The sequence below is a fragment of the Caulobacter sp. Root1455 genome (assembly GCF_001426905.1).
GTDB lineage: Bacteria > Pseudomonadota > Alphaproteobacteria > Caulobacterales > Caulobacteraceae > Caulobacter.
In genome coordinates this window covers 155,588-169,704 of record NZ_LMFQ01000020.1, presented here as the reverse complement: position 1 = coordinate 169,704, position 14,117 = coordinate 155,588, and the positions used below count along the sequence as shown (strand labels likewise).

7 protein-coding genes are annotated in these 14,117 nt (G+C 67.6%); all 7 read right to left on the bottom strand.

Going from position 1 to position 14,117, the window contains the following annotated elements:
* Positions 1–63: 63 nt before the first annotated feature.
* Positions 64–1,299 (bottom strand): 2-oxoglutarate dehydrogenase complex dihydrolipoyllysine-residue succinyltransferase, encoded by a 1,236-nt coding sequence (gene odhB / locus ASD21_RS10225; protein WP_056440276.1) that lies wholly within the window; start codon positions 1,297–1,299, stop codon positions 64–66.
* 155 nt (positions 1,300–1,454) lie between these two features.
* On the bottom strand, positions 1,455–4,418 hold the full coding sequence (locus ASD21_RS10220; RefSeq protein WP_056440274.1) for a 2-oxoglutarate dehydrogenase E1 component: 2,964 nt from the start codon (positions 4,416–4,418) through the stop codon (positions 1,455–1,457).
* Between the two features lie 171 nt (positions 4,419–4,589).
* Positions 4,590–5,474: a succinate--CoA ligase subunit alpha gene (gene sucD / locus ASD21_RS10215; protein ID WP_056440272.1), complete on the bottom strand. Its 885-nt coding sequence runs from the start codon at positions 5,472–5,474 to the stop codon at positions 4,590–4,592.
* A 5-nt stretch (positions 5,475–5,479) separates the two neighbouring features.
* Positions 5,480–6,679 (bottom strand): ADP-forming succinate--CoA ligase subunit beta, encoded by a 1,200-nt coding sequence (sucC, locus tag ASD21_RS10210; protein WP_056440270.1) that lies wholly within the window; start codon positions 6,677–6,679, stop codon positions 5,480–5,482.
* A 240-nt stretch (positions 6,680–6,919) separates the two neighbouring features.
* Positions 6,920–10,288, bottom strand: coding sequence for a glycosyltransferase (locus ASD21_RS10205; protein WP_056440268.1), 3,369 nt, complete (start codon positions 10,286–10,288; stop codon positions 6,920–6,922).
* A gap of 91 nt (positions 10,289–10,379) precedes the next feature.
* On the bottom strand, positions 10,380–11,711 hold the full coding sequence (locus ASD21_RS10200; protein WP_056440266.1) for a spinster family MFS transporter: 1,332 nt from the start codon (positions 11,709–11,711) through the stop codon (positions 10,380–10,382).
* A gap of 92 nt (positions 11,712–11,803) precedes the next feature.
* A complete protein-coding gene (locus ASD21_RS10195) occupies positions 11,804–14,059 on the bottom strand; it encodes a TonB-dependent receptor (protein ID WP_056440264.1) in 2,256 nt (751 codons plus the stop codon).
* Positions 14,060–14,117: the final 58 nt, after the last annotated feature.

Below are 14,117 nucleotides of genomic sequence, written 5' to 3'. Positions count from 1 at the left end.
CGCACGAAAAAGGGGGCCGCTCGCGCGGCCCCCCTTCCGTATTCATTCGATCGCTTGGAGCGACTAGAGCTCCAGCAGCAGGCGCTGCGGATCTTCCAGGGCTTCCTTGACCTTGACCAGGAAGGTCACCGCGCCCTGACCGTCGACCACGCGGTGGTCGTAGCTCAGCGCCAAGTACATCATCGGGCGGACCTCGATCTTGCCGCCGACCACCATGGCCCGCTCCTTGATCGCGTGCATGCCCAGGATGCCCGACTGCGGCGCGTTGAGGATCGGGGTCGACATCAGCGAGCCATAGATGCCGCCGTTGGTGATGGTGAAGGTGCCGCCCTGCATGTCCTCGATGGCCAGCTGGCCGTCGCGGGCCTTCTTGCCCAGGGCGCCGATCGCCTTCTCGATCTCGGCCAGGCTCAGCACGTCGGCGTCGCGCACGACCGGAACGACCAGGCCTTTGTCGGTGCCGACGGCCACGCCGATGTCGTAGTGGTTCTTGTAGACGATGTCCTGGCCGTCGATCTCGGCGTTGACGTCCGGCACGGCCTTCAGGGCGGCGACCACCGCCTTGGTGAAGAACGACATGAAGCCCAGCTTCACGCCGTGCTTCTTCTCGAACACGTCCTTGTAGGCATTGCGCAGCGCCATCACCGCGCTCATGTCGACCTCGTTGAAGGTCGTCAGCATGGCGGCGTTGTTCTGGGCTTCCTTCAGGCGGCGGGCGATCGTCTGACGCAGGCGCGTCATCTTCACGCGCTCTTCGCGCTCGTGGATCGGACGCGGCGCGGCCGGGGCGGCGACCGGCGCGGGAGCATTGGCGCGGGCTTCCAGGGCGGCCAGGGCGTCGCCCTTGGTCACCCGGCCGTCCTTGCCGGTGCCCGCGACCTTCGAGAGGTCCAGGTTGTTCTCGGCGGCGATGCGGGCCGGGGCCGGGCTGACCGGCGCGGCGGCGGCCGGAGCCGGAGCCGGAGCCGCGGCGGGCGCGGGAGCCGGGGCCGGGGCGGCGGCGGGCGCCGGCGCGGCCTTGGCGGGCTCGGCGGCCTTCGGGGCGGCCGGAGCGGCGGCCGCGCCGCCTTCGGTCACCACGCCCAGCACGGTGCCCGGAACCACGGTCGCGCCTTCTTCGGCGGCGATCGAGGCCAGGACGCCGTCGGCGGGCGCCACGACTTCAAGGCTGACCTTGTCGGTTTCCAGCTCGACGAGCAGTTCGTCCTTCTTCACCGCCTCCCCGGCCTTCTTGGTCCAGCGGGCCACCGTCGCTTCGGTGACGGATTCGCCGAGGGCGGGGGTCATGATGTCGGCCATGTGGGGTTCCGATGTCTCTGTTTGGTCCGGGCGGGTAGGAGCGCCATTCGATCCGATCGGACCGGATGGCGCTCCAGCTCATTTTCTTAGCGCATTTTCGGACGACGAACCGATGTCCGCTTCGTCCGAAAATGCTTGGGCTCTGGACGAAGCGATCAGGCGAAGGCTTCGTTCAGGAAGGTCTCGAGTTCTCTCATGTGGCGGCTCATCATGCCGGCGGCCGTGGAGGCCGAGGCCGGACGGCCGACATAGCGGGCGCGCTTGGCCTTGACGTTCAGCTTGGCCAGGCTCAGCTCCAGCCACGGATCGACGAAGGTCCAGCCGCCCATGTTCTTGGGTTCTTCCTGACACCAGACCAGCTCGGCGTTCTTGAACCGGCCGAGCACGGCCAGCACCGACTTCAGCGGCCACGGATAGAACTGCTCCAGGCGCACGATGTAGATGTCGTCGCGGCCGGCCTTGGCCCGGGCGTCGATCAGATCGAAATAGACCTTGCCCGAGCAGGCGATGACGCGGGTGATCTTGTCGTCGCTCTTCAGCTTGACGCCGCCGACGTCGCAACCGGCTTCGGCGCCGTCGATCATCACGCGGTGGAAGCTGGAGCCCTCGGCCATGTCGGCCAGGTTCGAGACCGCCTTCTTGTGGCGCAGCAGGCTCTTGGGCGTCATGACGATCAAGGGCTTGCGGAACTCGCGGTGCATCTGGCGACGCAGGGCGTGGAAGTAGTTGGCCGGGGTGGTGCAGTTGACCACCTGCATGTTGTCTTCGGCGCACGACTGCAGGAAGCGCTCGAGACGGGCCGAGCTGTGCTCGGGGCCCTGGCCTTCGTAGCCGTGCGGCAACAGCATGGTCAGGCCGCTCATCCTCAGCCACTTGCGCTCGCCCGAGCTGATGAACTGGTCGATGACCACCTGGGCGCCGTTCACGAAGTCGCCGAACTGGCCTTCCCACAGGGTCATGGTGTTGGGGTCGGCCAGCGAGAAGCCGTACTCGAAGCCCAGCACCGCCTCTTCCGACAGGGCCGAGTCGATGACCTCATAGTGGGCCTGGCCGGGGCGGATGTTGTTGAGCGGCGTGTAGTGCTCTTCGGTCGTCTGGTCGATGATGTCCGAATGGCGCTGGGTGAAGGTGCCGCGCACGCTGTCCTGGCCGGACAGGCGGACGGGGAAGCCCTCGTCGAGCAGGGTGGCGAAGGCCAGGTGCTCGGCGGTCCCCCAGTCGATGTTCTCGCCCTTCTCGATCGCCTCGCGGCGGTTCTCGATCACGCGCTTGACGGTCTTGTGGGCGTTGATGCGGTCCGGAATGGTCGTGATCTGACGGCCGATCTCCAGCAGCTTGGTCTTGGCGACGTCGGTCTTGCCCTTGCGCTCTTCGTCGCCGGGCAGGGCCAAGCCCTTCCACTTGCCGTCCAGCCAGTCGGCCTTGTTGGCCTTGTAGCTCTTGCCGGCCTCGAACTCGTTGTCGAGGAAGGTCTCGAACTCGGTGACCCAGCCGTCGACCTCGGCCTGCGTGGCCACGCCCTCGCCGACCAGGCGCTGGCTGTAGAGTTCGCGGGTCGAGATGTGGTCCTTGATCTTGGCGTACATCAAGGGCGAGGTCATCGTCGGGTCGTCACCTTCGTTGTGACCGAACCGGCGATAGCAGAACATGTCGATGACCACGTCCTTGCCGAACATCTGGCGATATTCGGTGGAGACCTTGGCCGCGAAGACCACGGCTTCGGGATCGTCGCCGTTGACGTGGAAGATCGGGGCTTCGACCATCAGCGCCACGTCCGACGGATAGGGCGAGCTGCGCGAATAACGCGGGCTGGTCGTGAAGCCGATCTGGTTGTTGACGATGAAGTGGATGGTGCCGCCCGTGCGGTAGCCCTTCAGGCCCGACAGGGTGAAGCACTCGGCCACCACGCCCTGGCCCGCGAAGGCCGCGTCGCCGTGCAGCAGCAGCGGCAGCACATGGCCGCGGCCGGCGTCGGGCTGTTCGCGCAGGGTGAACGCCTGCTTGGCGCGGGCCTTGCCGATCACCACCGGGTTGACGATTTCCAGGTGCGAGGGGTTGGCGGTCAGCGACAGGTGGACCTTGTTGTCGTCGAACTCGCGGTCCGACGAAGCGCCCATGTGGTACTTCACGTCGCCCGAACCCTCGATGTCCGAGGGGACGGACGAGCCGCCTTGGAATTCGTGGAAGATCACGTGGTAGGGTTTGCCCATCACGGCGGCCAGCACGTTCAGGCGGCCGCGGTGCGGCATGCCCAGGACGATGTCCTTCACGCCCAGGGCGCCGCCGCGCTTGATGATCTGCTCCAGCGCCGGGATGCAGGCCTCGCCGCCGTCCAGGCCGAAGCGCTTGGTGCCGGGGAAACGCTTGTGCAGGAAGCGCTCGAAGCCCTCGGCCTCGATCAGCTTCTTGAGGATGGCGACCTTGCCCTCCTTGGAGAACACGATCTCCTTGTCGCGGCCCTCGATGCGCTCCTGCAGCCAGGCCTTCTCGGTCGGGTCGGAGATGTGCATGTACTGCACGCCGACATTGTCGCAGTAGGTGCGGCGCAGGATCGACAGGATCTCGCGGATCGACGAGGTCTCCAGACCCAGCACGAAGTCCAGGAAGATCGGACGGTCGTAGTCGGCTTCCGAGAAGCCGTAGGTCGACGGATCCAGCTCGGGGGCCGCGGCCTTGGGCTCCAGGCCCAGCGGATCGAGGTTGGCGGCCAGGTGGCCGCGCATCCGGTAGGCCCGGATCATCATGATGGCGCGCAGGCTGTCCAGCGTGGCGGCGCGGACGGCTTCGGCGGAGGAGCCGGGAGCCTTGGCCTCGATGGCCTTGGTCATCTTGGCTTCGACGGCGGGGGCCACGGTCGGCCACTGGCCGTCGATGGCTGACAGCCACTCGGGACGAACGGCCGGCGCCTGGCGCGGCGTCCAGGCCGGATCCTGCGCGGCGCGCTTGACCTGGTCGGCCTGGTCCGAGAGCGTGGCGAAGAAGGCGCCCCAAGAAGGTTCGACCGATCCAGGGTTCTCCGCCCACCGGGCATAGAGATCTTCCACGAACGCCGCATTGGCGCCGTAGAGGAACGAGGTCTCGGTCAAGACCTGATTGATGATGCCTGCGTCGTCCGCCATCGTCTTTGCCTTACGATCCTTTTACGCCACCGCTAACCGCGTTGCGTAAATATAGTCTCTCAATCACCGGACGCCCGTATAACGAACGGGGCCCAGGTGATTTTTTCGGATCGTCGACTGGCGGTCGCAAAAAACCTGGGCCCCGCGCGGGGCGGGGTTTCGGTGTCGTGATTAGCCCTTGAGCACCTCGAGCAGGGTTTCGCCCAGCTTGGCCGGAGACGGCGAGACGCGGATGCCCGCAGCTTCCATCGCCGCGATCTTGTCTTCCGCGCCGCCCTTGCCGCCCGAAATGATCGCGCCGGCGTGACCCATGTGGCGGCCCGGAGGGGCCGTGCGGCCGGCGATGAAGCCGACCATGGGCTTCTTGCGGCCGCGCTTGGCTTCGTCGGCGATGAACTGGGCGGCTTCCTCTTCGGCCGAGCCGCCGATCTCGCCGATCATGACGATCGACTTGGTGGCTTCGTCGGCCAGGAACAGCTCGAGGATGTCGATGAACTCGGTGCCCTTGACCGGGTCGCCGCCGATGCCGACGGCGGTCGTCTGGCCCAGGCCCGCATTGGTGGTCTGGAACACGGCTTCGTAGGTCAGGGTGCCCGAGCGCGAGACGACGCCGACCGAGCCGGCCGAGAAGATCGAGCCCGGCATGATGCCGATCTTGCACTGGTTCGGGGTCAGGACGCCGGGGCAGTTCGGGCCGATCAGGCGCGACTTGCTGCCTTGCAGGGCCTTCTTGACCTTGACCATGTCCAGCACCGGGATGCCCTCGGTGATGCAGACGATCAGCGGGATTTCCGCGTCGATGGCTTCCAGGATCGAGTCGGCCGCGAAGGGCGGCGGGACGTAGATCACCGAGGCGTCGGCGCCGGTGGCTTCCCTGGCTTCGCCGACCGTGTCGAACACCGGCAGGCCGATGTGGGTCTGGCCGCCTTTGCCCGGGGTGACGCCGCCGACCATCTTGGTGCCGTAGGCGATCGCCTGTTCGGAGTGGAACGTGCCCTGGGCGCCGGTGATGCCCTGGCAGATGACCTTGGTTTCAGAACCGATGAGGATGGACATGAGAGTTACGCAGCCCCTTTGACAGCGGCGACGATCTTCTCGGCCCCGTCCGACAGGTCGTTGGCGGCGATGACGTTCAGGCCGCTTTCCGAAATGATTTTCTTGCCGAGCTCGACGTTGGTGCCTTCCAGGCGCACGACGAGCGGCACCTTCAGGCCCACCTCCTTCACCGCGGCGATGACGCCCTCGGCGATGATGTCGCAGCGCATGATGCCGCCGAAGATGTTGACCAGGATGCCTTTGACGGCCGGGTCGGCGGTGATGATCTTGAAGGCCGCGGTGACCTTCTCGGTGGTGGCGCCGCCGCCGACATCCAGGAAGTTGGCCGGCTCGGCGCCGTACAGCTTGATGATGTCCATGGTCGCCATGGCCAGGCCCGCGCCGTTGACCATGCAGCCGATCTCGCCGTCCAGGGCGATATAGGCCAGGTCATACTTCGAGGCTTCGATTTCCTTGGGGTCTTCTTCGCTCTCGTCGCGCAGGGCGCGGATGTCCGGGTGGCGGAACAGCGAGTTGCCGTCGAACGACAGCTTGGCGTCCAGGACCCGCAAGTGGTCGTCGGCGGTGACGATCAGCGGGTTGATCTCCAGCATGGCCATGTCCTTGGCCAGGAACGCCGTGTAGAGCTGACCCAGCAGGGTCGCGGCTTCCTTGGCCAGGGCGCCGGTCAGGCCCAGGGCCTTGGCCAGGGCGCGGGCGTGGGTCGGCCAAACGCCGGTCGCCGGGTCGATCGAGAAGCTATGGATCTTTTCCGGGGTGGCGTGGGCCACGTCCTCGATGTCCATGCCGCCTTCGGTCGAGGCGACCACCGAAACCATCGAGGTCTCGCGGTCGACCAGCAGCGACAGGTAGAATTCCTTGGCGATCGCCGCGCCTTCCTCGATGTAGAGGCGGTTGACCTGCTTGCCCTTGGGGCCGGTCTGGTGGGTCACCAGCACGCGGCCGAGCATCTCGGCGGCGTTGGTCTTGACCTCTTCCACCGACTTGACGACGCGGACGCCGCCCTTGGCGTCGGGGCCCAGGCCCTCGAACTTGCCCTTGCCGCGCCCGCCGGCGTGGATCTGGGATTTCACGACGAACACCGGACCGCCCAGCTTTTCGGCGGCGGCGACGGCCTCCTCGACGGTGAAGGCGGGATAGCCGCGCGGAACTGGAGCGCCGAACTCAGCGAGGACGGCTTTGGCTTGGTGTTCGTGGATGTTCATGAGGGACCGGTCTCAACGACGGCTTCTGAAATTGTGGCCGGGTTATAGGAGCGTGATTTCGCAGGCGCAACCGCGCTTGGACCGATTGTTCGGCCTATCTGAAAAAGTGGGCCCAACTGGCGCAAGCCCGGAACTCCTTGGGCTTTTTCACCGAACAAGGAGTTCCCAAGGGTCAAGCTGACCCTTGGTCATGACGAAAAAAGGTACCGCTACCACTCGCAATCGCGAATGACAGCCTTGTCATACCCCGGGCCTGACCGTCGCGGTCGCCCGGCGTTCGAGTTTTCCCCACCCCACGCGCCCGCCGCGCGCGGCGGTCAGCACCGATTTGACCACCACGTAGTACATCAGCTGGCGGTAGCCGAAACGCTGGACGGGCAGGTACGGCAGGTCGGCCCACGGCGCGCGCTTCTCCAGGGCCATGCCCAGGGCGCCGGCCGACAGGTCGACCAGGATGAACACCGCCCAGTAGAGCAGGCCGCGGATCGTGTCGTCGGGCGACCACTCCATCGGATGGGCGATCGCGCCGTAGAGGCCCGAGATCAGGCTCCAGACCACCGCCAGGTCGACCAGGGGCGCGGCGACCGCCAGCAGGATTTGGAACAGCCAGATCTGCGGCAGGGCCACGAAGCCGAGCGCGGGCGTTTTGGGGTTGAACAGGGCCGCGCGGTGCTTCCAGACGCATTGCAGGGTGCCGAACGACCAGCGGAAACGCTGCTTGAGCAGGCCGTTCACGGTGTCGGGAGCCTCGGTGAAGGCCTGGGCCGAGGGGTCGAAGGCCACCTTCCAACCCGCCCGCTGACAGGCGATGGTCAGGTCTTGATCCTCGGCCAGGGTGTCGGCCGGATAACCGCCCAGCTCGTCCAGCACGCTCTTGCGCCAAGCGCCGACCGCGCCGGGCACCACGGTCACCGCGCCGAGGGCCGCCAGGGCCCGACGCTCCAGGTTCTGAGCTGTGACATATTCCAGAGCCTGCCAGCGGGTGACCATGTTGATCCGGTTGCCGACGATGGCGTTGCCGGCCACCGCCCCGATCCGGGGGTCCTGGAACCAGCGTACGAGGCGCCCAATGGTCTTCGGCGGAAAAAGCGTGTCGGCGTCCAGGGCCACGACATAATCGCCCTTGGCCACGGCCAGGCCGCGATTGACCGCCCGCGCCTTGCCGCCGTTCTCGAAGCTGAGCAGGGTCACGCGCGGATTGTCGCCGTGGGTCCGGCGGACCTCGTCGGCAGTGGCGTCCGTGGACCCGTCATCGAGGACCAGGACCTCGATGTTCCTCCACTCCGACTCCAGGATCCGCGCCACCGAGGCGGCGATCACCTTCTCCTCGTTGAAGCAGGGGATCAGCACGCTGACCAGCGGTCCGGTCTCGGAATCCAGGTTCTCGGGGCTCTCGTGCGTCCAGCGATGGACCAGGGCCAGCCCCGCCAGGAACACCAGCCGCGCCAGGCCCAGGGCGATGGCGGTCAGGAACAGGGTGGTCAGCAGAACCTTCACGCCGCGGAACAGGCCAAAACCCACCCGGTCCAGACCCAGGGCCACCGGATCGCGGCCGCTGACCGGCATCGCCTGGGCCGGGCTCATGCCGGCCAGCTCGCCGACGGTGACCAGCCGGTAGCCCCGCGCCCGGATGGCGTCGATCAGGCCCGGCAGGGCCGCGACCGTGCGCGAGCGGTCGCCGCCCGCGTCGTGCAGCAGCACCACCTGCCCCGGCCGGTCGCCCGGATGGTCCAGACGCTGGAGGGTGCGGTCGATGATCGTCTGGGGCGTGGGCTTCTGCCAGTCGTCGGGGTCGATCCGCAGGCCGACGACCATGTAACCAAGGGTCTGGGCGATCACCAGCGGGGCCACCTCGTGCGGGGTCGACGGCTCGGCGTCGCCGAAGAAGGGGGGGCGGAACAGCCGCATCGAGCGGCCGGTGATCACCTCGAACAGCCGCTGGGTGGCGTTCAGCTCGACGTCGGTCTGGGCGATCGGCGTCTCGCCGATATTGGGATGGGTCCAGGTGTGGCTGCCGACGTCATGGCCCTCGGCGACCTCGCGCTTCACCAGGTCGGGCCGGGCCTGCATGTTCTCACCGATCACGAAGAAGGTGGCCGGAGCATTCTTCTTCTTGAGGATGTCGAGGATCTTCGGCGTCCAGCGCGCGTCGGGGCCGTCGTCGAAGGTCAGGGCCACCAGGCCCGGCTTCTGGCCATAGCGCTCGATCACGTAGGAGCTGGGCAGGACGTCGTAGGTCTGGTCGGCGATCAGGCCGGTGTCGGGGTCGAACGCCAGGGTCCGCTTGCCGGGCGTGGGCAGGGCCGAGACGCGCAGCACTTCGCCGCCGCCGTCGAAGTCGACGCTCGCACCGCTCGGGATGCGGGCCAAGCCGGCCGCCGAGGCCCGGCCGTAGGGCTTGCCCAGCACGCTCCAGACGCCCGGATCCTCCATGCCCATCCGCCACAGGCCATAGCCGCGCGGCTTCCAGGCGTCGGTGACCTTGACCTGGTTGAACAAGGTGGCGGCGTCCAGGAACCAGACCTCGTGGCCGTCGCCGCTGTCGTCGACATAGTCGTAGGTCGGGTTCAGCGCGTCGTCGTCCATGTCGATGGTCGCGCCGGCGTCCTGGGCGTTGCGGATCGCCTCGTGGAAGGTCGCCGGCGAGCCGGCGACGGCCTTGCCGGCCTTGTTCAGCGTCCAGTCATAGCCGTAGGCGCCCAGGGCCAGGACCGTGCGGCCCGGATCGAGCTTGGCGAAGCGCTTGGCCAGCTCGCTCTCGTACCAGTCCTGGCCGGCGTTGGGCCCAGGATCGCCGCCGGCGTAGTGCTGGTCGTAGGCCATCAGGACCAGGGTGTCGGAGGCGGCCTGCAAGGCCTTCAGCGGCCAGCCCTGCGCGTCGAACGGCGCGGTGACCCAGACCTCGCGGCCCTGCGCCTTGAGGACCGCCCGGGCCTCGTTCAGCAGCTTGGAATAGTTCGCCAGGCCCTTCGGCGACAGGTTCTCCAGGTCGAAGACATAGCCGCCGTAGCCGCGCTTGACCGCCAGGTCGGCCAGACCGGCGATCAACTTGGCCCGGGCCTTCGGATCGGCCAGCAGGGCGTCGGCCAGCGGTCCGTTGAAGGCGGCGTTGGCCGAGTTGTGGACCAGGGGCAGCACGGCCGGATGGTTGGGGGCGGCGGCGATCCGGGCCACGCCCTGGGGATCGTCGTCGAGGGCGACGTCGCCGTCGGAACCCCTCAGCGCCACCCATTGCGGCGAGACCACGTCCAGCTTGTCGATGTTGCGGCGCAGGGACTCGCGGGAGTCCTCGTCCCAGCTGACATAGAAGCCGACGCTGATCGGCCGCACCTGGGCCGCGCCCTCGCCTTGGGCGGCGGCGGTCGGCCGCGGAACCTTGCGCCAGGCCAGCTCGGGCTTCAGCCTGTGGGCCGACTCCTTGTGCAGCGAGGACAGGACATGCGGGTCCCGCAAGGTCACCGACGGCAGGCGCGGCGCGAAGGCCAGGGTGGCCAGGAAGGCCGCGACGATGGCGGCCAGGGCCGACAGGATGATCCCCAGGATCAACCGCATCCCCCGGTCGCGCCGTCCGGTGGGGTCGTGGAAGATATGCCGCTCGTCACTGCCCATGGTCGCGGTCCCGCGTTCGTCAGCGGGCTCTTGAAACCTGAACGTGTCGGAACGGTGGCGTTTTCGGCGGCGGGTCTATTCGAACCCCGGCTCACTCCACCCAGTCGCGCGCCAGGCGGCGCGAGGCCAGGAAGAACAGCAGGGCCGCGACCAGGTAGAAGCCCATGCCGGTATAGATCGACCACCGCAGGGATTCCTGGCCGAACGCCGGCTTCAGCAGGTCCGAGACCAGGCCGAAATAATAGGTGCCGACCGCGATTCCCAAGAGGTTGTTGATCAGCAGGAACAGGGCCGAGGCCGTGGTGCGCATCGGCGCGGGGGCCAGATGCTGCACGGCCGCCGTGATCGGTCCCAGCCACGCCAGGTTCAGCCCCGTGGGGATCAGGAAGATCGCGAAGGCCAGGGCCAGGGCCGCGACGCCGCCCCCCTGGCCACCCAAGCCGCCGACCAGCGACCCGCTGTTCATCGCCAGCAGGAAGCAGGGCACCGAGATCAGGAAGGCGACGGCCGGGGTCAGCGGATAGCCGGCCTTGGACTTGGCTCCCAGCCGGTCGGCCACAGCTCCGCCCAGCCAGATGCCCATCAGCCCGCCGAAGAAGGCGATGCCGGAATAGTACCAGGCCGTCTCGCGCAGGGTCAGGCCCAGGCTGCGCATGAAGAACGAGGGCAGCCACAGGGCCACCCCGTAGCCGCAGACCGAGGATGAGGCCGCCCCGAACGCCAGCAGCCAGAAGCTGGGCTTGGCGGCCAGCACGCGAACCACCTCGCCCAGCGGCGCGGCTGGGGCCTGGACGGTGGTGGTGTCGCCGGCGGCCATGTCGGCCCCGCCGCGGCGCGGGTCGCGCACGACCAGGCGGAAGATCGGGGCCAGGGCCACGCCCAGCAGGCCCACCACGATGAAGGCCGTGCGCCAACCGAAATGCACGGCCAGCAGGCCGCCCACCAAGGTCCCGGCCGCCGTGCCCAGGGGGATGCCGAAGGCGTAGGCCGCCAGGGCCCGGGCCCGCTGAGACTTGGGGAAATAGTCCGACAGCATCGAATAGGCCGGGGCCACCCCGCCCGCCTCGCCAATGCCCACGCCCATCCGGGCCAGGAACAGCTGCGGGAACCCGCCGGCGAAGCCGCACAGGGCGGTGAAGCCGCTCCACAGGGTCAGGGCCGTGGTCATGATCCACACCCGGCTGAAGCGGTCGGCCAGCCAGGCGATCGGTATGGCCAGGGTGGTGTAGAGCAGGGCGAAGGCCAGGCCGCTCATCAGGCCGAACTGACCGTCGGTCAGGCCGAACTCCTCCTTGATGGGCTTGGCCAGGATGCCGAGGATCTGCCGGTCCAGAAAGTTGAGCGTGTAGACCAGGATCAGCATGGCCAGCACGACGTAGCGGTAGCGCGAGCCGCCGGCGGCTTGGATCTTGGTGTCGCTCATCGGGGTCCCGCCGAGATTCGTAAGGTGGACAAAGAAACGGCGGCGGCTCGTTTCAGCAAGCCGCCGCCGGTCAGTCGAGGGGTGGAAAGGATCTAGAACTTGACCTCGAGCGAGGCCGAGTAGGTGCGCGGCGGGCCGTAGAAGCCGATCACCGAGTTGTTGTAGGTCGCGCCGGCGAAGTTGTAGCCGCCGATCCGATAGCGCTCGTCGGTCAGGTTCTTGCCGGCCACCGAGATGCGGTAGCGACCGCTCTCGGGCGCCCAGCTGGCGGTCAGGTCGATCAGGGTGAAGGCCTTCTGGTCGAGCAGCGGCAGGGGCAGTTCGAACTGCTGGTAGCTGTCGCGATAGCTGACCATCGGCGTGACCGTCAGCTCGCCGCCGGCGAGGGCCCCGCGCCAGCTCAAGCTGACATTGCCCGTCCATTCCGGGGTGTTCTGGAAGCCGTAGAGATCGGCCACGTTCACGACCTGCCCGCCGGCCGGGATCGTCTGCGACGGGTCGATGGGATTGGGCGCGCCGGCCGGAACGAAGCGGTTGAAGGTGTCGTACTTGGCGTGGATGTAGCCCAGGGCCACCGTGCCCGAGAAGTGCTGGTCGAACACCGCCTTGGCTTCGAACTCGGCGCCGTAGAGCGTCGAGGCGCCGGCGTTGTCGACCGAGCTGGCGATGCCCGAGGGCACGACCACCTGGGTGGTGACCTGCTGGTCCTTGTACTTCGACAGGAAGATGGCCGAGGCGAACGACACCCGGCGGTCGAACAGGTTGCCCTTCAGGCCCGCCTCGTAGGCGTCGACCGTTTCGGGATTGTAGCCGTTGACGGTCTGGGGGGTCAGGAAGGCGTCGCCGCGCATGTCCCAGCCGCCGGACTTGTAGCCCTTCGAATAGGAGACATAGCTGTTCAGCTCGTCGGTCAGCTCGTACGAGGCCGACAGGCGCGGGGTGAATTCCGAAAAGGTCTTCTCGGCGCTGTAGTTGGTGCGCACCTGCAGGATCGGCCGCGGCGTGCCGCCCTGGAAAGGCGTGCGCGTGGCGCCCAGGTAGTAGTAGCGGAAGGTGTTGCTGCGCTTGTGGTCGCGCGTGCCGCGGGCGCCTAGCGAGATCTTGAAGCGCTCGGTGAAGTTGGCGCTGACGTCGAAGAAGGCCGCGAAGCTCTGGGTGCTGACCTTGCCGCCGTCGGCGATCGCCACGCCCAGATTGCCGGCGATGGTGTCGAACTCGCCCGAGGCCTGGCTGTTCATGTAGTAGAGGCCAAACACCCCCTGGACGGTCTCGTCCGAATAGACCGCCTGCAGTTCCTGCGAGAACGAGCGGTCGTCATAGGTGCCCGGAACGTCGAGGGTGTTCACCGGCGTGCCGTCGAAGTCGATGACGGTGTCGGTGTGGCCCTTGCGGCTGGCGGTGATCGACTTGAAGGTCAGGCTCTCGCTGGCGTGATATTCGCCGGTCAGCGCCACGCCCTCGGTCTCGACCGAGTTGTCGTCGCCAAAGCCGGCCTGGGTGTCGTAGACGTCCAGCACCTTGTATCCGCCGACCAGGGCCGGCACTTCGCGGTGGCCGTGGCGGGGATTGGAGTCGTCCTCCACCTTGTCATAGGCCAGGCGGAAGAACAGGTCCTCGGTGGGCTTGTATTCGGCGCTCAGACGGATGGCCTGGACGTCCTTGTTGTAGTGCTCGGCGCCGGTGGTCAGGTTCTTGCCGTAGCCGTCGCGCTTGTAGAGGGCGTAGGCGCCGCCCACCGACAGACCGCCGGCGACCGGGGTGTGGCCCTCGACCAGCAGGTCGGTCTGATTGTAGCTGCCGTAGGTGGCGCGAACCTTGCCGCCGGCCTCGTCGCCCAGGCGATTGGTCACGTATTTGATCGCGCCGCCGATGGTGTTGCGGCCGTACAGCGTGCCCTGCGGGCCGCGCAGCACCTCGATCCGCGAGACGTCGAACACGTCCAGCACCGCGCCCTGCGGACGATAGATGTAGACGTCGTCGACATAGAGGCCGACGCCGGGCTCGTAGCCCCACAGCGGATCCTGCTGGCCGATGCCGCGGATGTAGGAGATCAGGGTCGAGTTCGAGCCGCGCGCGGTCTGCACGGTGATGTTCGGCGTCGTCTGCGACAGGGTGGTGATGTCGTTGGCGGCCTGGCGCTCCAGGGTCTCGGCGCTGAAGGCCGAAACGGCGACCGGCACGTCCTTGAGGGTTTCCTCGCGGCGACGGGCGGTGACGATCAGTTCCTCGACCTGCGCGGCCCCAGCGCTGGTTGGGGCGCCGGCGGGCGCTTCTTGAGCGACCACGGTGGTCGCGGCGGCCGACCAGGCCGCGCCAGCCAGCAACGCCAGCTTGAGCATCGTTTTCATTGGGTTTCCCCTCCCCTATGCGTTCCGTCCCGTGCCGGATCGGCCCGTTGAACGGACG

Bases quoted from the DNA above. Each gene is read 5' to 3' on its own strand.
- odhB (WP_056440276.1), bottom strand. From the start codon at position 1,299: ATGGCCGACATCATGACCCCCGCCCTCGGCGAATCCGTCACCGAAGCG.
- ASD21_RS10220 (WP_056440274.1), bottom strand. From the start codon at position 4,418: ATGGCGGACGACGCAGGCATCATCAATCAGGTCTTGACCGAGACCTCG.
- sucD (WP_056440272.1), bottom strand. From the start codon at position 5,474: ATGTCCATCCTCATCGGTTCTGAAACCAAGGTCATCTGCCAGGGCATC.
- sucC (WP_056440270.1), bottom strand. From the start codon at position 6,679: ATGAACATCCACGAACACCAAGCCAAAGCCGTCCTCGCTGAGTTCGGC.
- ASD21_RS10205 (WP_056440268.1), bottom strand. From the start codon at position 10,288: ATGGGCAGTGACGAGCGGCATATCTTCCACGACCCCACCGGACGGCGC.
- ASD21_RS10200 (WP_056440266.1), bottom strand. From the start codon at position 11,711: ATGAGCGACACCAAGATCCAAGCCGCCGGCGGCTCGCGCTACCGCTAC.
- ASD21_RS10195 (WP_056440264.1), bottom strand. From the start codon at position 14,059: ATGAAAACGATGCTCAAGCTGGCGTTGCTGGCTGGCGCGGCCTGGTCG.